Genomic DNA, 21,126 nt, shown 5'->3' on the forward strand with positions numbered 1-21,126 from the left:
CGGAGGCCCCCGGCGGTGGTCACCGCCGGGGGCGTTACGGGGCAGAGCGGGTCAGTCCGGACCGGTGCCGCCCGTCTCGTCGCGGCGGAGCGCCACCGCAGCCCGGTGGCCGGACGGGACGGCGATGTCGGCCAGGAGCCAGCCGCCCGGGGCGGCCGGTGCCGGTCCGGCACCCACGTACTCCGCCGAGGGGTCCGCGCCCAGACCGATGCCGAGGCCCTTCAGATACGCCTCCTTCCTGGTCCACACCCGGGCGAAGGCGGCCGGCCGCGACGCGGGTGCCAGCGCGGCGAGTTCCGCCGCCTCCCAGGGGTGGACGACATCGGCCGCCTCCAGGAGGGTGCGCGGGTCCGGTACGGGCTCGACGTCCACGCCGACCGGGGTGGCGGCGACGGCGATCAGGCTCAGGCCCTCGCAGTGCGAGAGCGAGAAGTGCAGGGGCCCGTCCGGGAGCACGGGCCGCCCGTGCGGTTCGCCGCAGCCCGGGCAGGGCGCCCGGGCCACCGACACCGTGCGCGGGGCGACGCCCAGGTGGTTGCCGAGGACCCGGCGCAGCCCGACGTGGGCGCACAGATAGGTGGCGCGGTCGGTGGGGCGGCGGAACTCCTCGGCCCGGGCCAGTTCGGCGGGGCCGAGCACGAGCGGGGCGTACCGGGTCGCGGTCTCCTCGTGCGCGGCGGTGGCCACCAGCCAGAGCTGCGGGCGGCCGGGGCCCGGACCGGCCGGCGGGGGCAGTGCGGCGGGCAGCGGCGGCAGCGCGGTGGGCAGGAGGGCGGATTCCAGGACGGCGGATTCGAGGACGGGTGACGGGCGGGGATCCAGCAGGGACATGGCTGCCTCACACGGCGGTGGCGGTGGGCTCGGGGGTGGCGGAAACCTTCGGGGCGGGGGCCTTCCGCGTCAGGGGGGCGCGCAGGGCGAGCGTGGCGGCGACCGGTGAGAACAGTGCGACGGATGCGCACAGCAGCCACGTGCCGGTCACGCCCAAGGGCGCGGAGAGCGAACTGAAGACGGCCAGGGACAGGGGCGCGGCCCCGATGCTCGACAGCGAGAACGTGGACATCGCGGCGCCCAGCTTTCCTTCGGGCACGGCCTGTTGGTACGCGGTGACCAGGGCGGGTCCGTTGAGCCCCGAGAACAGGCCCACCGCGCACGCCGTGACCGCGAGGACCGCCGGCGACGGCACCAGGGCCATGGAGCCCATGCCCACGGCCAGCCCGGTGCCGGTGACGATCAGCTTGACCGGGACGGGGATGCGGTGGGCGAGCGCGGCACCGGCCGCCGCCGACGCCAGGGCGCCCGCGCTGAACGCGGTCAGGGCCGCCGCGACCGAGCCGATGCCCCAGCCCTCGCCGGACGCGCGCAGCGGAAGGGCCACCTCGGCCGGCCAGAGGAACGCGAAGTCCATGCAGAAGCAGGCGATGAACATCCAGCGCAGCCGGGGGTGGGCGCCCAGGAGGAGCAGCCCGTCTCCGGAGCGCCGGAACAACGACGGACGCGGCCCGGTGCCGCGCTCCGGCCGGGTCATGCCCCGGGTCACCTGGAACGCGCAGACCAGCCAGACGGCGCACCCGGCGGCCGAGACGAGCATGACCCCGGACAGGCTGCCCGCCACCACCAGCCAGGCGCCCAGCGGTGATCCGGCGATCGGGGCCAGCCGCATCACCATGGAGAACAGGGAGTTGGCGCGGCCCAGGTGCTCCTGCGGAGCCAGCCGGGTGAGCAGGACGCCCGACGCCGGGCCGGTCAGGCCGAGCAGCGAGCCCTCGACCACGGCGACGGCGATCAGCGGCCAGATGCTGTGGGCGCCGGCGGTGACCAGGGCGCCGATCACCAGCACGACGAGCCGGGTGGCGGTGGCCCGGAGGAGGACCGCGCGCGGGCCGAGGGCGTCGGCGAGGGCGCCGCCGAACAGCAGCATCAGGGCGCGCGGCAGGGTGGAGGCGAGGATGACGAGCGTCACCGCGGACCGGCCGCCGAGCTGGACGGCCGTCCAGTTCATGGCGATGATCAGCGCGAAGCTGCCGCACTGCACTGCCGCTTGGCCGGTGACGAAGCTGCCGATGCGCCGCCAGTCGGGAGCGGGGCCCGCCTCGGACGGCGGGGCGGTGGGGTTCGTTGTCATGGGTTCGGCTTCCTGGGGTCGGCTTTCCGGGGTGGCTTTGTGCGGTACGGGTGCGGCGCGCCGCGTATGCGGTTCAGCGGCGCGTGACGCGGACGTCGACGCCGGTGTCGTCGCCGCGCAGCGTCGCCGCGACGGCCAGCGCGGCGGCCCGGCACGCGGCGCGCCGCAGGGCCCTCCGCTCGTGTGCGGCGCGGGTGCGCCCGGGGGCGCGGAGTTCCAGACGGCCGCCGAGGTAGCCCCGGCCCGCCTCGGCCAGGGCCCGCTGGGCGGCGAGCCGGGCCGCGTGGGCCATGGGGTCCGGTGCGTCGGCCACGGGGTCCCGGCCGTCGGTCGCGAGGTCCGGGCCGTCGGTCACGGGGTCCCGGCCGTCCGCGTCGCGTACGCCGTGGCCGGCCGGTCCGACGGTGACGCCGGGGGTCTCCCGCAGTACGAACCGGGCCCGGACGGTGCGGTGGCGGCCGGTGACGCGGCGGGGCCGCCGGGGCGGGGCGGGCCGGCTCCGGGAGGCCCGCCGTGACGCGGACATCGCGCGGCCGTTCACGGCGTCGCTCCGGCGGCCGCCGGGTCGGCGGGCAGCGGGGCTCCGGTGTCGAAGGGGCCGCCGTCCGGCCACCACAGGTCCTCGGGGCCCAGCGCGCCCACCTCGTACTTGCCCAACGCGCTGACAAGCAGCCGCAGTTCGAGCGCGATGCTCTCGGCGAGCCGTACCAGGCCGTGTTCCGGGTCCTCGTCCACGGCGACCAGCGCGGCGCGGCCGAGACCGACCGCCGTGGCGCCCAGGGCGAGGGCGCGCAGGGCGCGGCCGCCCTCCCACATCCCGCCGCTCGCGAGCAGGCAGCCCCCGGGCCGCCCGATCCGGCGCAGGCACTCCGCGAGCGGCAGACCGACCTGGTCCAGGAAGACCCGGGGCGCCCAGCCGGTGCCGCCCTCCGCTCCGTCCACGGTGACGGCGTCCGCCCCGGCCGCCCAGGCGGTGCGGGCGGCGTGCGCGATGTCGCGGCCCGGGTGGAACTTCACCCACGTACGGGCCTTGGGGAAGTTGTTCCGCATGAAGCGCAGCTGCTGGCGCAGGATCTCGTCGGTGAAGGTGCCCGGCGTGGCGCAGCGCAGTCGGCGCTCGTCGTCCGCGCCGAACGCCTCGGTGACCGTGAAGCGGTCCGCCAGCCGGGCCGCCTCCGCGCCCCCGACGACGGTCATGCCGCCCAGCCCCGGCTTGGCGCCCTGGCCGGTTTTCAACTCGAAGGCCAGGCGCCCGGATTCGAGCAGCGGCCGGGTGGCGGGGTCGCTGTAGAGGAGGTTCCAGACCTCCGAGTCGGCGTCCTCGGTGGACTGCTGGACGACGATCCCGCCGACCCCCTCGGGCGCCGCGTCGAGATACGCCTCGATGCGCGCGAGGAGCGCGGAGCGGGCGGCGTCACCGCCGCGCCGGTAGCCGTGCACGGGCACCATGTTCTCGCCGATGACCATGGGGATGCCGAGGCGGCCGGCCTGCCGGGACGCCTGCACGGCCAGATCGCCGCTGCCCGCCCGGGTCGAACCGAAGGCCGACAGGTACAGGGGCAGCGCGGCGGTGAACCCGCCGGTCCTGACGCCCAGTTCGACATCGCCGAACTCCGGTTCGCGGGCGAGGGCGATCAGCTTCTCCAGCCGCTCCGGCATGAAGACGGGCGGTACGATCCTGGCCCGGTCGAGCGCGTCCGTACCGGCGGCGGACCCGGGGCCGTGGAGCTCTCCCCCGTACGAGCCGGGGTCGGGAAACACCTCGGCGGTGCCGCGCCGGGCGCGGGCGCGGATCGCGCGCTCGGGGAGGCCGGGGGAGGTCAGGGCGCTCACGGGGCCACCACCCCGGGGAGCTTCGGGTAGGCGCTGACCTGCCACAGCGAGTCCAGTCCGGTGAGGAAGCGGACGAGGCGCTGAAGGCCCATCCCGAAGCCGGCGCTGGCCGGGATGCCCTCGCGGGCCTCCTTCAGATACCAGGCGTACTTGGCGGGGTTCTCGCCGCTCTCGCGCATCCGCGTGACGATGGTCGCGTAGTCCGACTCGCGCTCGCTGCCCGAGACCAGCTCGCCGTAGCCGTGCGGGGCGATCAGATCGAAGTTGCGGAGCACTCCCGGGCGTTCGGGGTCCTCGCGGTCGTAGAAGCCGCGCGAGCCCTTCGGGTAGTCGTTGATGAAGAACGGCCGGTCGCTCTCCAGGGAGAGGAGCCGTTCCCCGGTCCAGTCGATCTCGCTGTCGGGGCTCTGCGGGTGACCGGCCGTCAGGAGCCGTGAAACGGCCTCCTGATGGGTGCACACGTCGTACTTGCCGCTGCGGACGTCCGCGAAGTCGGCCTCGTGGCGGCCCAGTTCGGCGAGGACACCGGGCGCGGCGGTCCACACGTGCTCGGCGACATGGGTGAGGAGCCCGGCGGCGACCTCCTGGGCGTCCTCGCGGCTCGCCCCGGCGATCTCGACGTCGATCTGGTGGAACTCGACCAGATGGCGGCCCGTGGTGGCGGTCTCCTCCGGCTCCACGCGCACGTTGGGCGCGATGTAGAACAGCTTCGGGAAGCCGTGCAGCGAAGCCTGCTTGTACAGGATGGCACTGGTCATCAGCTTGTACGGGCGCCCGTAGTAGTCGACGTCCAGCGCCTTGGCACCCCGGCCCCCCGGGTCGGTGACGGGTCCGACGAGCGGGGGCAGCAGCTCCGTGAAGCCCGACCGTCGCAGGAAGTCGCGGGCCGCCCACAGCGCCTCCTGCTGGACGAGCATGGCGGCGCGCAGCCGCGGGGAGCGCAGGTGCTCGCCGAGCGGGGGCGGCAGGGCGGGTCCTGCGGGCTGCGGGGCGTGGTCCATGACGGGCTCCTGTTCGTGGCGGTGGTGAGGGGTGGCGGTGCGTGGTCGGTACGTGGTCACGAGGTCGTCCGGCGGCCGGTCGTAGCGGTCGGCCATGTGGTTCAGGGCGGTGAGGAGGCCATGCGCGGTGAGCGGCGCCAGATCGGCCGGGGCGTCGGGGCGGACCGGCATCGCGCCGGTGTCCGACCAGCGCAGCCGCCCGTCCGCGCCGATGACGCTGCGGGAGCGGCCCGCGTTGTCGGGGTGGAGGCAGAACGGCACGTCGAGCAGGCCGCGTTCGAAGGCGGCGGGCAGCGCGCGGGCCAGGTCGGGGTGGAGCCCGAGCACGGCCTCCACCAGGGCCCGGGCTTCCGCGTACACCTCGGAGTCGTCGCGGTCCATGGGCAGCGGCGGACCGGCGAGCGCGGCGGCCGCGGCGGCGGTCTCCAGGGCGCGGACGTTCTCCGCGACGGTCGGGATACGGCGGGACTCGGCGGTCGTCTTGACGAGGAGCCGGTCCGCACCGGCCCGTACCGCGAGCCGCGCCGACGCTTCGAGCAACCGGGTCGCCCCGCGCTCGGTGCGCGGGTAGACGCCCATGTAGGTGTAGAGGACGACGTGGTGGTCGACGCCCGCCGGCAGCAGCTCACCGGCCAGCCGGCGCAGAGCCCGTATCGCCTCCTCGTCCTGGCCCGGGTCCGTCTGCTGCGCGTAGCTCAACGAGATGCTGCGCACCCCGTGCTGGGCGAAGAACAGGCATTCCAGCACGCTCATCGCGACGAGCAGACCGGGCGGGCAGAGCTGGCCGAGCAGGCAGCCGCCGAAGCTTTCGAGATGCGGCACGGAACCGGAGCGGGCGTGCCCGGCGAGGAGTTCGCAGCCCTCGGCCCAGGCGGCGACGGACTCGCGCAGCGGGGTGCGGCCGTACGGCAGGCAGTAGGAGACGGGCCCGCCCTCGGTCGCGTCGAGGCCGGCGGCGAGCAGGGCCCGGACGATGGCCTGCGGGCGGGCGGAGCCGTGGCGGACCTGGACCGGGAAGCCGTCGTCGTGCACCCCGTCGAGCAGGGCGCGGGTGACGGCGAGCGGGTGCGTGGCGATCGGGTAGCCGTTGAGCCCGGCGCCCTCGGTGAGCGCGGCACGGGCGCCCGCGAGGTCGCCGACACGGGTGTAGCTGTCGATGGTGAGCGTGCCGACGGTCGTGGCCGTGGCGGCCCGGGTCCGCTCAAGCCCCGTACGCATGGCGTGCGGATCGCCGAAGCCCATACGGGGCTGGACCACCAGCCGTCCGGCGGCGGCCGATGCCGCGACGAACGCACCGAACGGGCGCGGCGCGGCGGCGGTCATGCCCCCACCCGGGCGGGGGCCGCGAGGAACGCGCACAGGGTGTCCAGGTCGCCGGCCCCGTCGCCGAGGACGGCGTCGCAGCCCGCCGCGCGCAGCCGGGCCGCCTCGTCCTCCCGGGAGTGGCCGGCCGTGCCCAGCTTGCCGCCGACCGCCACCGGCAGGGCGGCCAGCTCCGGTTCGGCCCGCAGCGCGCGCACGGCGGCGAGCGCGTCCCGGTAGCCGTGGCCGTTGACGCTGCTGAGCACGACCGCGTCGGGGGCATGCCGGCGACAGGCGGCCGTGAGCAGACGGGGACTCACGCAGGGGCCCAGCGCGACGACGTCGTGCCCCCGCTCCTCCAGGAACAGCCCGAGATACACGAGGTTCCAGGTATGGGAGTCCGAAGCGGTTCCGCTCAGGAGTATCTTCATGCCTCGATATTATTTTTCCGGACCCCTTCCGGGCGGAAGTAGAGGCGGAAGTCGAGCGGCAGGAACGGGCGGCAGTTTCCCCTTTCCGGGCTTTCCGGGAAAGGTGGCCGGCGGGCATACGGAAATGCCGTGCCCCCGCACGAGCTGCGGGGGCACGGCAGGGGCGCTGCGGCCGGTCAGGCGTACTGGGCGACCAGGCTCCGGGGGCGGATGTCGGTCCAGTGCGCGGTGATGTACTCCAGGGCCTCGGAGCGGTTACCGGGCCCCCAGACACCCTCCCAGCCTGCCGGGATGTTCGCGAAGGCCGGCCACAGGGAGTGCTGGCCCTCGTCGTTCACCACGACGTGGAAGGAGCCCTCGGCGTCGTCGAAGGGGTTCGCGATGTCGCTCATGAATAACTCCTCGTCTCGTTTTCCCGCAGGCTGATTTCCCGCAGGCTTTTCTCCTGTAGTGCGGAGAGTTTCTCCGCGATGACATTTCCGATGTGTGCGAGAGGTTCTTCCTCGGCCATCCGGAGATGCGTGGAATCAACGGTGTGATTCTCGACCGGGCCGGTCAGATACGGATTCCAGGTGGCGGCCAGCGCACCTTCCGGTTCGCCGGGACGGCGGGCGGTGAAGAAGACCGCGCCGGTGTCCGCGACCTCGGGCGTGTGCCGCGCCATGAGGGCCGCATGGGTCTCGGAGGCCCGCGCCACCGCCCGTATCTCCTCGGCGCTGAAACCGTCGAGCACCGGGTCCACCGCCTCCGGCGGCGCGTCCTCGTCGGGCGCCGCCTCCCGCTCCGGCGCCGGGAGCACGGACACGCTGCCCGGCCCGGTCTGGTGGACGTCCATCAGCGCGAGCAGTTCGACGCGCTGACCGGCCGCGCGGAGCCGGACGGCCATGGTGTGGGCGACGATCCCGCCGAAGGACCAGCCGAGCAGCCGGTACGGGCCCCAGGGCTGGACCTGCCGGATGCGCTCCAGGTAGTCGTCGGCCATCTCCTCGACGGTGCGCGGGAGGTGGCCGGGCTCGCTCAGCGCACGGGCCTGGAGGGCGTACAGCGGCTGGTCGTCCCCGAGGTGCCGGGCCAGGCCGGCGTACGACCAGCCGACCCCGGTCCCCGGGTGCACGCAGAACAGCGGGCGGCGGCTGCCCCGGGTGTTCAGCGGCAGCAGGACGCCCATCGCGCCGGCCGTCCCGTCCGGGTCCTGCGCGCCGAGCAGCCCGGCCGGGGTCGGGGCGCGGAACAGGTCCCGGACCGTCCGGTCGATGCCGAGGACCGAGCGCACCCGGCTCACCAGGCGCACACCGAGCAGCGAATGCCCGCCCAGCGTGAAGAAGTTGTCGTCCAGACCGACCCGGGACGCGCCCAGGATCTCGGCGAACAGCCCGCACAGCACCTCTTCCCGGGCGTTGCGCGGCGCCCGGTGCTCGGCGGCCGGCCGGTCCGGCGCGGGCAGCGCCCGGCGGTCGGGCTTCCCGTTGACGGTCAGCGGCACGGCGTCCAGGACGATGACCGCCGAGGGCACCAGATGGGCGGGCAGCGCGGTACGGGCCAGGGCGAGGACGTCCGCCCCCGTGACCTCGGACGCCCCGGTCGCCTCGGACCCGGAGCGCGGCACCACGTACCCGACGAGGCTCCGCTCGCCCGGCCGGTCCTCGCGTACGACGGCGAGCGCCTGCCCGACCGAGGGGTGCGCGGCGAGCGCGTGCTCCACCTCACCCGGCTCGATCCGCACCCCGCGCAGCTTGACCTGGCCGTCCGCCCGCCCCAGGAACCGCAGTTCGCCCTCCGGCGTCCACACGACCCGGTCGCCGGTCCGGTACATCCGGCTGCCGTCCGCCTCGAACGGATCGGGCACGAACCGCTCGGCCGTCAGGTCCGGGCGCCCGGTGTACCCGCGCGCCACATGCGTACCGGCGATGTACAACTCACCGGGCACGCCCGGCGGCACGGGCCGCAGCGCCGCGTCCAGGACGTGGCTGCGGGTGTTGTCCATGGGGCGGCCCAGGTGCAGCCCGGACCCGCCGAGCGAGCCCCGGCCGCCGGTGAGCCACTGGTTGTGCGAGGCGAACGTCGTCTCGGTGGGGCCGTAGGAGTGGACGAGGACGGTGTCCGGGCAGTCCGTCAGGACCCGTTGCACGGCGGTGGGCGAGAGGACATCGCCGCCCGTCCACACCTCGCGCAGCAGCCGCAGCGTGTCCAGCGCCTCGTCGGCCATCACATGGAACAGGCCGACGGTGAAGTAGGCGGCGGTGACGCCGTGTGCGCGGACCGCGCGGGCGGTCTCCGCCAGGTCGGTGCCGTCGCCGCGCATCAGGACCAGGCTGCCGCCGTTGAGGAGCGGCACCCACATCTCGAACACCGAGGCGTCGAAACCGGTCGCGGAGTGGACCAGCATCCGGTGGGGGCCGCCGGCGGTGGTGTCGCGGTCGGCGGCGAGCTCGGTCACATTGCGGTGGGTGACGCCGACGCCCTTCGGGCGGCCGGTCGACCCGGACGTGAACATCACGTACATCAGGTCGTCCCCGTCGACCGCCACGGCCGCGCGGTCCGCCTCTGGGGCGTCCTCGGCGGGCGCGTCGGTCAGGAGGACCGGTACGGAGACCTCCTGCTCCGGCACCGCGCCCGCCTGCCCGGTGTCGGTCGCGACGAGGCGGACGCCCGCGTCCTGGACCATCAGCGCGATCCGGGCCCCGGGCAGCGCCGGGTCCAACGGCACATACGCGGCACCGCACTTGAGGACCGCGAGCGCGGTGACCACCAGCGGCGCACCGCGTTCCAGCAGCACCCCGACGGTGTCGCCCCTGCGCACCCCGGCCGCGCACAGCCGGGCGGCCAGCGCGTCGGCGCGGGCGTCGAGCTCGCCGTAGCCGAGGGTCTCCGCACCGGTGATCAGCGCGGGCGCCTCCGGCGTGAGCGCGGCCCGGCGGGCGATGGCCTCGTGGACGGGGGCCCGGTCGCGGGTCACGGTGGCCGTGTCGTTGTACTCCGCGACCAGCCGGAACCGCTCGGCGTCGGTGAGCAGGTCCACCGCCCCGATCCGTACCCCCGGATCGGCGGCGACGGTGTGCAGCAGACGGCCGACGTGGGCGGCGAGCAGGCCGGCGGTGGCGGCGTCGAACAGGTCGGTGGCGTATTCGAGGCCGCCCGCCAGACCGGCCGGCCGCCCCGCTCCGTCCTTCCGCTCCCACAGGGCGAGGGTCAGGTCGAACTTGGTGGACAGCTTTTCCAGCGGCGCCGGTTCGGCCCGGAGCAGCGGCCCCTCGGCATGGTCGGCCGTGTAGTCGTGGTGGAGCTGTACGACGAACTGGGCCAGCGGGTGATGGGCGGTGGAGCGGGCCGGGTTGAGGTGTTCCACGATCCGGTCGAAGGGGAGCCGCTGATGGGCGTAGGCCGCGAGGTCCGTGTCGCGTACCCGCCCCAGCAGCTCGGTGAACTCCGGGTCACCCGATGTGTCGGTGCGCAGGACCAGTGTGTTGACGAAGAAGCCGACCAGATCGCTCAGCGCCTCGTCGTCGCGCCCGGCCGTCATGGTGGCCAGCGGCAGATCGGTGCCGGCCCCGTGCCGGGTGAGGACGGCGGCGAGAGCGGCTTGCAGCACCATGAACAGCGTCGCGCCGTGGCGCCGGGCCAGCTCCTCCAGGGCCTCATGGGTGGCCGCGTCGACGGTGAGCGGCGCGTGGCCGCCCCGGTGGGTGGCCTCGGCGGGGCGGGGCCGGGCGGCGGGCAGTTCGAGGACGGGCGGCGCGTCGGCCAGGGCCCGTTCCCAGAAGGCGAGGTGGTCATGCGCCGCCGCTCCGTCGAGAAGTTCCTGCTGCCAGAGCGTGTAGTCCGCGTACTGGACGGGAAGCGGCGCCCAGCCCGGCGCGCGGCCCTCGGCGCGGGCGGCGTAGGCGGCGCCCAGGTCCGCGAGCAGCGGCCCCGTCGACCAGCCGTCGGCGGCGATGTGGTGGACGAGCACGACGAGGACCTGGCCGCCGCCGTCGTCCGGGGTGAGCAGCGCGGCCCGCAGCGGGAGTTCCCCGGCGAGGTCGAAGACATGCCCGGCGGCCGAGGCGACCGCCGCCCGGAACCGCCCGGCCGGGACCGTCCGTACGTCGAGCACCGGCCGCGCGTCCGCCACGATCTCCTGGTACGGCTCCCCGTCGACCGAAGGACACCGGGTCCGCAGCACCTCGTGGCGCTCGACCAGGTCGGCCAGGGCACGGCCCAGGACATCGGCGTCCAGCGGCTCGTCCGGACGCAGTACCAGCGGGATGTTGTACGAGGCGCCGGGCCCCTCCAGCGCGTCGATGAACCAGAGCCGGCGCTGCGCCCGGGACAGCGGCAGGCGCTCCGGCCGCTCCGTGCGGCGGACCAGCGCGGGCCCCTCGGCCCCGGTGGCCCGGTGCTCCGCGATGCGGCGGGCCAGGGCGGCCGGGGTCGGGGCGAGCAGCAGGTCCCGGACATGGACGTCGACGCCCAGGCGGGCCCTGATCCGGTTGGCGAGCCGCACCCCGCTCATCGAGTGGCCGCCGATGGTGAAGAACCCCTCGTCCGGGCCGACCTCGTCCAGCCCCAGGATCTCCGCGAACATCTCCCGCAGGGTGCCCACGTGCTCCGCGTCCGGTGCGCCGCCCGCCCGTGCCGCCTCGGCGTCGGCGGCCTGCCGGGCGGCGAGGGCCGCGACCCGCTCACGGCGCCCGGCGAGGGCCAGGCGCTCCTCGTCGGCCAGCAGCACGGTGTCGGAGACGGGCGCCCCGGGCCGTTCGGCGGCCGTACGCAGGGCGCGTTCCAGGGCGCCGAGGAGGAGGCGGGCGGTGTCCTCGTCGAGGACGTCACGCGCGTACTCCAGGCCGAGTTCGAGGCCGTCGGGCGTGCCGTCGGCGGTGCGGTGCTCCACGCACGCGGCGGTCAGGTCGAACTTGGTGGTCGCGGGGCCCTCCGCCCGGAAGCGGCCGGTGAGCGCGCCGAACGCGAAGGGGGCGTCGTCGGGTCCCGCGGTGCGCAGGGTCAGCATCGTCTGGAAGAGCGGGTGCACCCCAGGTGTGCGCGGCGGGTTCAGATGCTCCACCAGCAGGTCGAAGGGGAGGCCTTGGTGCTCGTAGGCGCCCAGGTCCGTGTCGCGTACCCGCTCCAGCAGTTCGGCGAACGCCGGGTCACCCGATGTGTCGGTCGGCAGGACCAGCGTGTTGACGAAGAAGCCGACGAGCGCGCCCAGCGCCTCGTCGTCCCGCCCCGCGACCGGCGTGCCCACGGCCACCCGCTCCCCGCAGCCCGCCGCCCGCAGCGCGAGGGCCAGCGCGGCCTGGACCACCATCAGCATGCTCGCCCCGTGCGCGTCGGCCAGCAGGGCGAGCCGGGTGTGCGCGTCCGGGCCGAGGCGCGTGGCGACCACACCGCCCCGGTGATCCGGCACGGCCGGGCGCGGCCGGTCCAGCGGCAGATCGGTGACGGCCGGCAGCCCGTCCAGCGCGGCACGCCAGTGGGCGAGCCCGCGCGCCACGGCGGAGTCCGGGTCGTCCGGCGTTCCGAGGACGTCGTGCTGCCAGAGGGTGTAGTCGGCGTACTGGACGGGAAGCGGCTCCTGCCCCGGCGTACGCCCCTCGATACGGGCGGCGTACGCGGTGGCCAGGTCGTTCATCAGCGGCGCCAGCGACCAGCCGTCGCCCGCCACATGGTGCAGCAGCACCGCCAGCACCGCCGCCGGACCCTCGCCCCCGTCCGGCACGAACAGCGCGACGCGCAACGGCAGTTCCCGCGCCAGGTCGAACGTCTCGGATACGAAGTCCGCGACCCGTTCCCGTAGCTCACCGGCCGGGCACTCGACCGTACGCGCCCGCACCACCGACGCGGCCAGCACATGCTGGTACGGCTCGTCCTCCGGGGCCAGGAACACGGTCCGCAGCACCTCGTGCCGCTCGGCGAGATCCGTGACCGCGGCGGCCAGCGCCGCTCGGTCGGGCACCCCGTCCAGCTCCAGCACGATCGGCATGTTGTACGCGCAGGACGGGCCGTCCAGCTGGTCCAGCAGCCACAGCCGGCGCTGCGCGTGCGAGAGCGGCACCCGGTCCTCGGCGGGCAACGGCTCCTCGTGGACCACCGAAAGACGCGGGTCCGTGGTCCGCAGCGCCTTGCGGTTGATCTTCCCGGAGCTGGTACGGGGCAGCGCGGCGACGATCCCCACGGCCGCGGGCACGGCGGCGGCCGGCATGCGCTCGCGCACCAGGCCGCGCAACTCTTCGGCCGACACCCCGCCCTCGGTGACGACGAAGGCGACGAGCCGCTTGACCCCGTCCGCGTCCTGCTGGGCGACGACGGCGGCTTCGCGGACCTTCGGATGCGCCGAAAGGACCGAGTCGATCGCGGCGGGGTCGATGCGCTGTCCGCCGATCTTCACCTCGTCGTCCAGCCGCCCGTGGTACAGGATCTGCCGGTCCTCGCCGATCGTGACGAGGTCCCCGGTCCGGTAGGCGCGCTCCCCGTCCAGCTCGGTGAAGCGGCGGGCGTTCAGCGCCGGGTTGCTCAGATAGCCGTACGACAACCCACCGCCGAGCAGCCACAGTTCACCGCCGACGACGGCCGCCCGGACCCCGGGCAGCGGCCGCCCGATCGGCACCGGACCGTCCCCGTGCCGGGTCAGGTCGGCGACCGTCGCGACCACCGTGGTCTCCGTGGGGCCGTACGCGTTCAGCAGCCGCACCCGATCCCCGGCCGGCTCCCGCCACTGGGCGACCCGCTCCGGAAGCGCCGCCTCCCCGTAGATGATCACCGTGTCCAGGCAGCCGGGCAGGTTCACGGCGCCGGTACTGAGGACGTGGACCAGTTCGTGCCAGTACGCGGCCGGCAGGTCGAGCACCGTGATCCCGTGCCGCGCGCAGCCGGCGAGCAGATCGCGTACGTCCAGCATGTCGTCCGTACGCAGCACCAGTGTCCCGCCCGCACCCAGCGTGGCGAACACCTCCTGCACGCTCGCGTCGAAGTGCAGCGGCGAGAACTGGAGGACCCGGGATGCGGGGCCGATGCCGTACGCGGGGACGGCGCCCGCGATGAAGTGCGCGAGCGAATCATGGGTGACGACAACGCCGTTGGGCGTGCCCGTGGACCCGGAGGTGTAGATCACGTAGGCCGCCCCGGCCGGTGCGCCCGGACCGGGCAGGACCAGTTCACCGGCGGCGGCCACCTCGGCGGGTGTGGGCGCCAGGTCGCCGCAACTGTCCTCCAGGATGGCCGCGTTCCGGGCGTCGGGGGCCTGGATGTCGAGCGGGAGGTAGGCGGCGCCGGTGCTCAGGACCGCGAGCAGACCGACGATCGCGTCGATCCCGCGCGGGCGGTGGAGGGCGACGAGGCGGCCGGGGGCGGCGCCCTCGGCGGAGAGGACCAGGGCCCGTCCGCTTACGGCGTCCGCGAGTTCCGCGTAGGTCAGCCGGGTGGTGTCATGGACCAGGGCGACCGCGTCGGGCCGGATGCGCGCCTGGTGGGCGATGAGGTCGAGCACCGGCGGGGCGGGCGAGGGAGAGGGGCCGCCGTCGAGCAGGTCGTCCGTTCTGATGGGGGGCATCCTGGGGTTTCCTCCGTCTGGGGCGCCGAGAGACCGGGGCGAACGGTTCCTCTCGCCTCCGTGCCCTTCACGCTAGGCGCCCCCGACCGCCCCTCTCGGCAGTCCGCCCGGCAGCTCCGGGCGGCAGAAACGGGGGTACGGAGCTGCCGCTCCGCACCCCCGCCCGCCCGGCCGGATCAACCCCGCCGCGCGCCCGCCCGGGTCCGGCGGCGCAGCGTCGGGGCGGCCACCGGGCCGGCGTCCTCCGGCTCGATCGCGTCCGCCACGGCCCCGGCGAGCCGCCGGGAGAGCGTCGCCGCCGTCGGGTTGCGGAACACATCGCGCAACGTCAGGTCCTGGCCGAACTCCGAGCGAATCCGGTTCAGCAGACGCACCGCCAGCAGCGAGTGCCCGCCGGACTTGAAGAAGTTGTCGTCCGCCCCGACATCCCGCCCGCCCAGCACGTCCCGGAAGATCCCGAGAAGCCGCCCGTCCGCGTCCGCCCCGCCCATCGGGGCGGCGGTCGCGGTGTCCTCCTCGGACAGGTCCGCCGGGTCCTCGCCCGGTGCGGGCAGCCAGGCCGCCCGCACCACCCGGGCCGGCGCCAGATACTCCGGCAGCCGCTCGGCGGCCCAGGCGCGCAACGCGCTCTCGGCGGGCGGCGTCCCCGGGGCGCAGGTCACGAAGACCAGCAGCCGCCCGTCGCGCACGAGGACCCGCGCCCCGGTCACCGCCGGATGACGGGTGAGGACGCCCTCCACCTGACCGGGCTCCACCGGATAACCGTTCACGGACTGGACGGCCACGGGCCGCAGCGCCCCGTCCGCACCCCGGTACGCCCGCCGCCCGGTGGCACGCAGCCCACCGTCCGGCCCCGGCTCGTGCACCTCGCCCGGTACGCGGACCGGGGCCCGGCGGCCCTGCGCGTCGAGGACCACCTCCGGGCCGCCCGGCGCGGGCCGCCCGTCGCCCAGCGCGGAGAGCGGCGCGCCCGGGTCCGCCGCGCACGCGTCCAGCGTCTCCGCGAGGCGCCGGACCAGCAGCCGGGCGGTCTCCGCGTCGTACAGGGCCGTGGCGTACTCCAGGACGCCCCGCAGCCCGGTCCGCTCGCCGTCCGGGCCCACCGTCTCGGTGAGCGCGAACGTCAGGTCCGACTTGGCGCCCGCGCCCCGGAACGCCACCGGCTCGCCGTCCAGCGCGGACGGGGCCGCGGAGGCGTCGGCCGCGCCCGCCGCGTGCACCTGGAGCATCACCTGGACGAGCGGGGCGTGCGCGGACGAGCGGTGCGGGCTCAGGTGCTCCACGAGCCGGTCGAACGGCAGGTCCTGGTTGCTGTACGCGCCGAGGCCCCCGTCGCGGACCCGGCGCACCAGCTCGGTGAAGGCCGGGTCGCCCGAGGTGTCCGTACGCAGCACCAGCGTGTTCACGAAGAACCCGACGAGCGGGTGCAGCGCCTCGTCGCCCCGGCCGGCCACGGTGGTGCCGATGGCCAGGTCGTCACCGGCCCCGTGCCGGGTCAGCAGCGCGGCGAGCGCGGCTTGCACCACCATGAACAGGGTGACGCCGTTCTCCCGGGCACACCGCAGCAGCGCCCGGTGGGTCTCCGCGCCCACCTCGAACTGCGCGAGCGCGCCCCGCCCGTCCGGCTCCGGCCTGCGCGGCCGGTCGGTGGGCAGCGCGAGCAGCGGCGGCATCCCGTCGAGCGCGGTGCGCCAGTACGCCAGCTGCTCACCGGCCACCCCGTGCTCACCGTCCAGCAACTCGTGCTGCCACAAGGTGTAGTCGGCGTACTGGACGGGAAGCGGCTGCCACCCGGGTGCCCGGCCTTCGCACCTGGCCCGGTAGGCCCGGTCCAGGTCGGTGAGCAGGCAGCCGGTGGACCAGCCGTCCCCGGCGATGTGGTGCACCAGCAGCACCAGCACCTGGCCTCCGTCACCCTCCTCCAGGAGCCACGCCCGGAACGGGATCTCCGCGGCGAGGTCGAACACGTACCCGGCGGCGGCGTCCACGGCCGCCCGCAGCTCCTCCGGCCCGTCCGTCCGCACCACATCGAGCACGGGCTCGGCGTGCGTCAGCACCTCCTGGTACGGCTCCCCGTCCGCCGACCGGTGCACCGTGCGCAGCACCTCGTGCCGCCGTACGACATCGGCGAGCGCGGCGCGGAAGGCGGCAGGCTCGACCGGGCGGCGCAGCCGGGTCACCACCGGGATGTTGTAGGTCGCACTCGGTCCCTCCAACTGGCCGACGAACCAAAGTCGTTGCTGCGCAGCGGACAGCGGGAGCCGCTTCGGGCGCAGCGCGGCGGGCACCGGGCGCAGCGGCGGCCGGACCGGTCCGTCGCCCTGTTCCGCGAGGCGCCGCAGCAGCCGGACGGGGGTGGGCGCCAGGAACACGTCGCGGATGGCGGCCTGGACGCCGAGCGCCTTGCGGATGCGGTTGGTCAGCTTCCCGGCCAGCAGCGAGTGGCCGCCCAGCTTGAAGAAGCTGTCGTCCGGGCCGACGTCGTCCCGGCCCAGCACCTCCGCGAACAGGCCGCGAAGGATCTCCTCCCGGGGGTCGGCGGTGGAGGCGCGCCGGTTCTCGCCGTCGCGGTCGCCCGGGGTGGCGGCGGTCCGCTGTTCGGCCCGGGTCAGGGCCTCGTGACGGCGGTCGATCGCCTCGCGGTCCGAGGCGGTGAGCAGGCCGGTCCGGCTGAGGGGTGTGCCGGCCGGCTGTTCCGCGTACGCGGTCAGCGCGCGGTGGAACAGGGTGAGGAGCAGGCGTGCCGTCTCCTCGTCGTACAGGTCGGTCGCGTACTGGAGGCCGAGCAGTACCCCGGCGGGATCGCCGGCGGGGCCGTACGTCTCGGCACAGTTGAAGCTCAGGTCGAACTTGGCGGTGGCCAGGTCCGCGGCGTCGAGGGTGCCGGATACGGCCCCCAGGGTGCAGGTGGTGTCCTGCGCGGTCTGCGTGGTCAGCATGACCTGGAAGACGGGGTGCAGGCCGAGGGACCGTTCCGGGTTGAGGTCCTCGACGAGCAGGTCGAACGGCAGATCCTCGTGGGCCATCGCGGCCAGGTCCCGTTCGCGGACCCGGTCGAGCAGCGTGCCGAGGTCCGGGTCGTCGGACAGATCGGCGCGCAGGGCGAGCGAGTTGACGAAGAAGCCGACGAGGTCGTGCAGATCCTCCTCGGGCCGGCCCGCCACGGGCGTGCCCACCACCACGTCGGGCCCCGCCCCCGCCGCCTGCAACGCGGCGCAGAGGGCGGCCCGAGCGGTCATGAAGAACGTCGCGCGGTGGGCGCGGGCGGTCGCGGCGAGCGCCTTGTGGGCGCGGGCGGAGAGGCGGGAGGTGACCAGCGCTCCCCGGTGGCTCGGCTCGGAGGGGCGGGGGCGGTCGGCGGGCAGCCGGGTCGCGGCCGGTGCGCCGTCCAAGGTCGCACGCCAGTAGGTGAGTTGTTCGTGGGCCAGGCTCTCGGGATCGGCGGGGTCGCCGAGCATGTCCCGCTGCCACAGCGTGTAGTCCGCGTACTGCACGGGCAGGGGTTCCCACCCGGGCGCGCGGCCCTCGCACCGGGCCGTATAGGCGCGGTCGAGGTCGTTGAGCAGGCAGCCGACGGACCAGCCGTCGGTCGCGATGTGGTGAACGAGCAGCACCAGCACGGCACTTCCGCCGTGCACCGTGAACAGTCGGGCCCGCAGGGGCAGATCACGCGTGACGTCGAACGGCAGCCGCACGAAGGAGGTGACCAGCGCGTCCACGTCGTCGCCCGGCCCGCACTCCCGTACCTCCAGGCGCACGCCGGGATCGCCGACGACCTCCTGGTACGGCTCCCCGTCCACGGCCTTGTAGACCGTGCGGAGCACTTCGTGGCGGTCCACCACGTCACGGACCGCCGCCTCCAGGGCACGCCGGTCGGGCGTGGCCTCCAGGCGCAGCACGACGGGCGCGTTGTACGCGGCCGACGGCCCTTCGAGACGGTTCAGGAACCACAGCCGGTGCTGGGCGTACGAGAGGGGGATCACGGTTGCTGCTCCTCGGGGACGACGGGGGCGGGCGGGAGTGCGGGCCGGGGCACAGGCGGCGGTCAGCCATCCTTGGCGGCCGTCAACTCCTCGATGTGGGCGGCGAGATCACGCAGCCTCGGGTGGGCGTAGACCGCCTTCACCGGCAGCGCGACGGCGAGTTCGGCGCGTACGCGGGAGACCAGCTTGATGGCGAGCAGCGAGTGGCCGCCCAGCTTGAAGAAGTTGTCGTCCGGGCCGATCGACGCGGCACCCAGGACCTGCGCCCACACCCGGGCGATCAGCTCCTCCGCCCGCCCGTCGAGCCCGGCATCTCCGTTCGGCGGCTCTGCCGCCTCGATCCTCGCCGGCAGAGCGGCACGGTCCAGCTTGCCGCTGGGCGTCGTCGCGAACCGGTCGACCGCGACGAACGCGGACGGCGTCATGTACGAGGGCAGCGCCCGCGCCACGGCCTCGCGCAGCGCGGCGGCGTCCCCGCCCCGGTGGTAGGCGATCAGGCACGGGGTGCCCCCCGCGTCCTCGCCCAGGACCACCGCCGCCTCGGTGGCGCCCGCCCGGCTCAGCGTCGCCTCGATCTCCTGCACCTCGATGCGGTGGCCGCGTAGCTTCACCTGCCCGTCGAGCCGTCCGAGGTGCACGAGGCGCCCGTCCGGCAGCAGCCGGCAGCGGTCGCCGGTGCGGTACATCCGGCCCCCCGGCGCGCCGAACGGGTCGGCGACGAACCGCTGGGCGGTCAGCTGCGGGCTGCGCCGGTAGCCGCGCGCGATCCGGGGCCCGGCGAGATACAACTCCCCGGCCTCACCCGGCCCGACCGGCGCCAGGTGCGCGTCGAGCAGCCGCATCCGCAGCCCCGGGAGCACGGCACCGATGTGCGGCTCGCCCGGCTCCTCGATCCAGCCGGCCGTCGCGTCGACCGTGCACTCGGTGGGCCCGTACACGTTCACCGCGCGCAGCAGGCCGGTGCGGTGCGCGGAGGCCAGCCGGTCCCAGAGCGTCGGGCCGATCGCCTCGCCGCCGACGAGCAGCGTCAGCGGGCGCGGGCCGCCGTCCGGGGTGAGCAGGTCCAGGAGCGGTTCGGCGTGCGACGGGGTGATGTCGAGATCCGTGAGCCCCTGCTTGTCGACGAAGGCCGCCAGCAGGGCCGGGTCGCGGCGGGTCTCCTCGTCCATCATCACCAGCGTGTCCCCGCGCGACAGCCGCACCCACTGCTGCACCGACGCGTCGAAGGACGGCGACGCGTTCCACCCGACCCGGCGCGCCTCACCGCTCGCCGCACCCGCGTCCTCCAGCTCCCGCAGCAGCAGCGAGGCCGAACCGCGCGCGATCTCCACACCCTTGGGCCGGCCCGTGGAGCCGGACGTGTAGATGACGTACGCGAGTGCCCCCGGCCCCACCGGTACCGGCGCGAACGCCCCGCCCGGGAGCCCGGTCAGCTCGCCGACCGTGACCGCCCGGGGACCGGAAAGCGCGGGACCGGTGCCGTCGGTGACCACCAGGTCGGCTCCGGAGTCCTGGAGGAGCAGCCGCTGCCGCTCCTCGGGGAGCGCCGGGTCCACGGGCAGGTAGGCGGCGCCCGCCGTGAGGGTGCCGACGATGGCGGTGACCAGGTCGGCCCCGCGCGGCAGGCAGAGCGCCACGACGCTCTCCGGACCGGCACCCAGCCGGGCGATCCCGTCCGCGAACGAGGCTGCGCGCATACGTAGTTGATGAAATGTCAGCTTTCGGTCCCCGGCGACCACGGCGGTGCGGTTGCCGGGCACGGTCGCGAGCCGGGCCATCAGGTCGGCCGCGCCGGTCCCGGCGGCCGTGCACGTCTCGCAGGGGCAGCCGGCCGGGTGGGCGAGGGCGGGGGCGGTCGCGCGCTCGGGGAGTACGGCGGTCATGGCGGGGCTCACTTTCCGTACAGGTCGGTCGAGGGGGCGGAGGCGGGGGAGCAGTCGGACAGCGGCACCGGCTCACCCATCGCGACGAGGATCTTCCGGTCGCCGGTGAACGCCTCGCGGCCGTGCGCGCAGAGGATGTTGTCCACGAGCATCACGTCACCGGCCTGCCAGGTCTCCCGTACGGTGACCGCCTGGTACGCGTCGTTGATCGCGTCCACCTCCGCGTCGGTGAGGGCGGTGCCGTCCCCGAGGAAGGTGTTGAACGGCAGCCCGTCCGCGCCGAACGTCTCGACCAGCACGTCGCGGACGTCCTCGTCCAGGCTGCGGGCGTTCCAGAACGCGAAGTGGTTGAACCAGACCCGCTCACCGGTCACCGGGTGCGTGATGATCGCCGAACGCCTCTGCCGCGTACGCAGGGTGTCCTCGTCCAGCCAGTCGTAGCCGATGGCGTGCGCGTCGCAGTACTCCTCGGCACCGGCCGGGTCCTCCGAGGAGAACGCCTTGCGCCACGGCATGCCCGCCAGGTCCGAGTAGTTGCGTACGAGCAGCCAGCCGGCCTCCGCGAACCGCGCGGTCAGCTCCGGCGGCAACTTGGCGAGCGCCGCCCGCATGTCACCGACCGTCGTCGCACCGCCGGTCTCGGGGGCGGTGACGCAGCCGAAGAGCAGCACACCGGGGAAGTCCAGCGTGTAGCTGTTCTCGTTGTGCAGCCGGATCGGCTGGACGGCCGGCAGGTCCGTGGACGAGAACACGCCCTCACCGAAGTCGGTGCGCGGGGTGGCCTTCTCCTTGTAGCCGGCCCGCTCCGCGACCAGCGCGTCCCGCGCCTCGGCGAACGTCGCCGCGTCGCGCACGGGCAGGCCGCGCAGCATGACCGCGCCGGACCTGTGCAACTCGGCCTGGATCGCGGGCCGCTGGGCGGACAGCCACGCGGTGGCCTCCGCCATGGTGCCGAACTCCGGCGCGTGGACGATCACCGGCTTGCCGGGCTCCCGGACGGGGGCGATGGCGGCGGCGGGCGGCTGGGCGAGAGCGGTCAC

The 21,126-nt window shown here is 74.9% G+C and carries 11 protein-coding genes; all 11 read right to left on the bottom strand.

Annotation, left to right across the window (positions count from 1 at the left end; translation table 11 throughout):
* Nucleotides 1-51 precede the first annotated feature (51 nt).
* Complete coding sequence (locus tag ACIQZN_RS14940; protein ID WP_403992695.1) at nucleotides 52-831, bottom strand: 4'-phosphopantetheinyl transferase family protein; 780 nt, start codon at nucleotides 829-831, stop codon at nucleotides 52-54.
* A gap of 7 nt (nucleotides 832-838) precedes the next feature.
* Nucleotides 839-2,125 carry an MFS transporter gene (locus ACIQZN_RS14945; protein ID WP_403992698.1) on the bottom strand — a complete coding sequence of 429 codons (1,287 nt, stop codon included), beginning with the start codon at nucleotides 2,123-2,125 and terminating at the stop codon, nucleotides 839-841.
* Between the two features lie 73 nt (nucleotides 2,126-2,198).
* On the bottom strand, nucleotides 2,199-2,651 hold the full coding sequence (locus ACIQZN_RS14950; protein ID WP_403992701.1) for a hypothetical protein: 453 nt from the start codon (nucleotides 2,649-2,651) through the stop codon (nucleotides 2,199-2,201).
* A gap of 11 nt (nucleotides 2,652-2,662) precedes the next feature.
* Nucleotides 2,663-3,958: a glutamate synthase-related protein gene (locus ACIQZN_RS14955; protein ID WP_403992704.1), complete on the bottom strand. Its 1,296-nt coding sequence runs from the start codon at nucleotides 3,956-3,958 to the stop codon at nucleotides 2,663-2,665.
* A complete protein-coding gene (locus tag ACIQZN_RS14960; protein WP_403992707.1) occupies nucleotides 3,955-6,282 on the bottom strand; it encodes an amino acid--tRNA ligase-related protein in 2,328 nt (775 codons plus the stop codon). Before ACIQZN_RS14960 ends, ACIQZN_RS14955 begins: the two co-directional genes overlap by 4 nt.
* A complete protein-coding gene (locus tag ACIQZN_RS14965; protein ID WP_403992710.1) occupies nucleotides 6,279-6,692 on the bottom strand; it encodes a cobalamin B12-binding domain-containing protein in 414 nt (137 codons plus the stop codon). The genes ACIQZN_RS14960 and ACIQZN_RS14965 overlap by 4 nt, the downstream gene beginning before the upstream one ends.
* Before the next feature lie 176 nt (nucleotides 6,693-6,868).
* The gene (locus tag ACIQZN_RS14970; protein WP_403992713.1) at nucleotides 6,869-7,084 is read right to left on the bottom strand and encodes an MbtH family protein; all 216 of its coding nucleotides are present in this window, start codon (nucleotides 7,082-7,084) and stop codon (nucleotides 6,869-6,871) included.
* Nucleotides 7,081-14,220, bottom strand: a complete 7,140-nt coding sequence (locus ACIQZN_RS14975; RefSeq protein WP_403992716.1) for an amino acid adenylation domain-containing protein — start codon at nucleotides 14,218-14,220, stop codon at nucleotides 7,081-7,083. The genes ACIQZN_RS14970 and ACIQZN_RS14975 overlap by 4 nt, the downstream gene beginning before the upstream one ends.
* Before the next feature lie 176 nt (nucleotides 14,221-14,396).
* A complete protein-coding gene (locus ACIQZN_RS14980) occupies nucleotides 14,397-18,203 on the bottom strand; it encodes a condensation domain-containing protein (protein WP_403992719.1) in 3,807 nt (1,268 codons plus the stop codon).
* Nucleotides 18,204-18,265: 62 nt separating this feature from the next.
* Nucleotides 18,266-20,086: an amino acid adenylation domain-containing protein gene (locus ACIQZN_RS14985; protein WP_403992722.1), complete on the bottom strand. Its 1,821-nt coding sequence runs from the start codon at nucleotides 20,084-20,086 to the stop codon at nucleotides 18,266-18,268.
* Between the two features lie 8 nt (nucleotides 20,087-20,094).
* Nucleotides 20,095-21,126: a TauD/TfdA family dioxygenase gene (locus ACIQZN_RS14990; RefSeq protein WP_403992725.1), complete on the bottom strand. Its 1,032-nt coding sequence runs from the start codon at nucleotides 21,124-21,126 to the stop codon at nucleotides 20,095-20,097.

Source organism: Streptomyces sp. NPDC097595 (assembly GCF_044761525.1).
GTDB lineage: Bacteria > Actinomycetota > Actinomycetes > Streptomycetales > Streptomycetaceae > Streptomyces > Streptomyces drozdowiczii_A.

Coding starts and splice junctions, on each gene's coding strand:
- ACIQZN_RS14970 (WP_403992713.1), bottom strand. CDS start 7,084: ATGAGCGACATCGCGAACCCCTTCGACGACGCCGAGGGCTCCTTCCAC.
- ACIQZN_RS14965 (WP_403992710.1), bottom strand. CDS start 6,692: ATGAAGATACTCCTGAGCGGAACCGCTTCGGACTCCCATACCTGGAAC.
- ACIQZN_RS14960 (WP_403992707.1), bottom strand. CDS start 6,282: ATGACCGCCGCCGCGCCGCGCCCGTTCGGTGCGTTCGTCGCGGCATCG.
- ACIQZN_RS14945 (WP_403992698.1), bottom strand. CDS start 2,125: ATGACAACGAACCCCACCGCCCCGCCGTCCGAGGCGGGCCCCGCTCCC.
- ACIQZN_RS14950 (WP_403992701.1), bottom strand. CDS start 2,651: ATGTCCGCGTCACGGCGGGCCTCCCGGAGCCGGCCCGCCCCGCCCCGG.
- ACIQZN_RS14940 (WP_403992695.1), bottom strand. CDS start 831: ATGTCCCTGCTGGATCCCCGCCCGTCACCCGTCCTCGAATCCGCCGTC.
- ACIQZN_RS14975 (WP_403992716.1), bottom strand. CDS start 14,220: ATGCCCCCCATCAGAACGGACGACCTGCTCGACGGCGGCCCCTCTCCC.
- ACIQZN_RS14985 (WP_403992722.1), bottom strand. CDS start 20,086: ATGACCGCCGTACTCCCCGAGCGCGCGACCGCCCCCGCCCTCGCCCAC.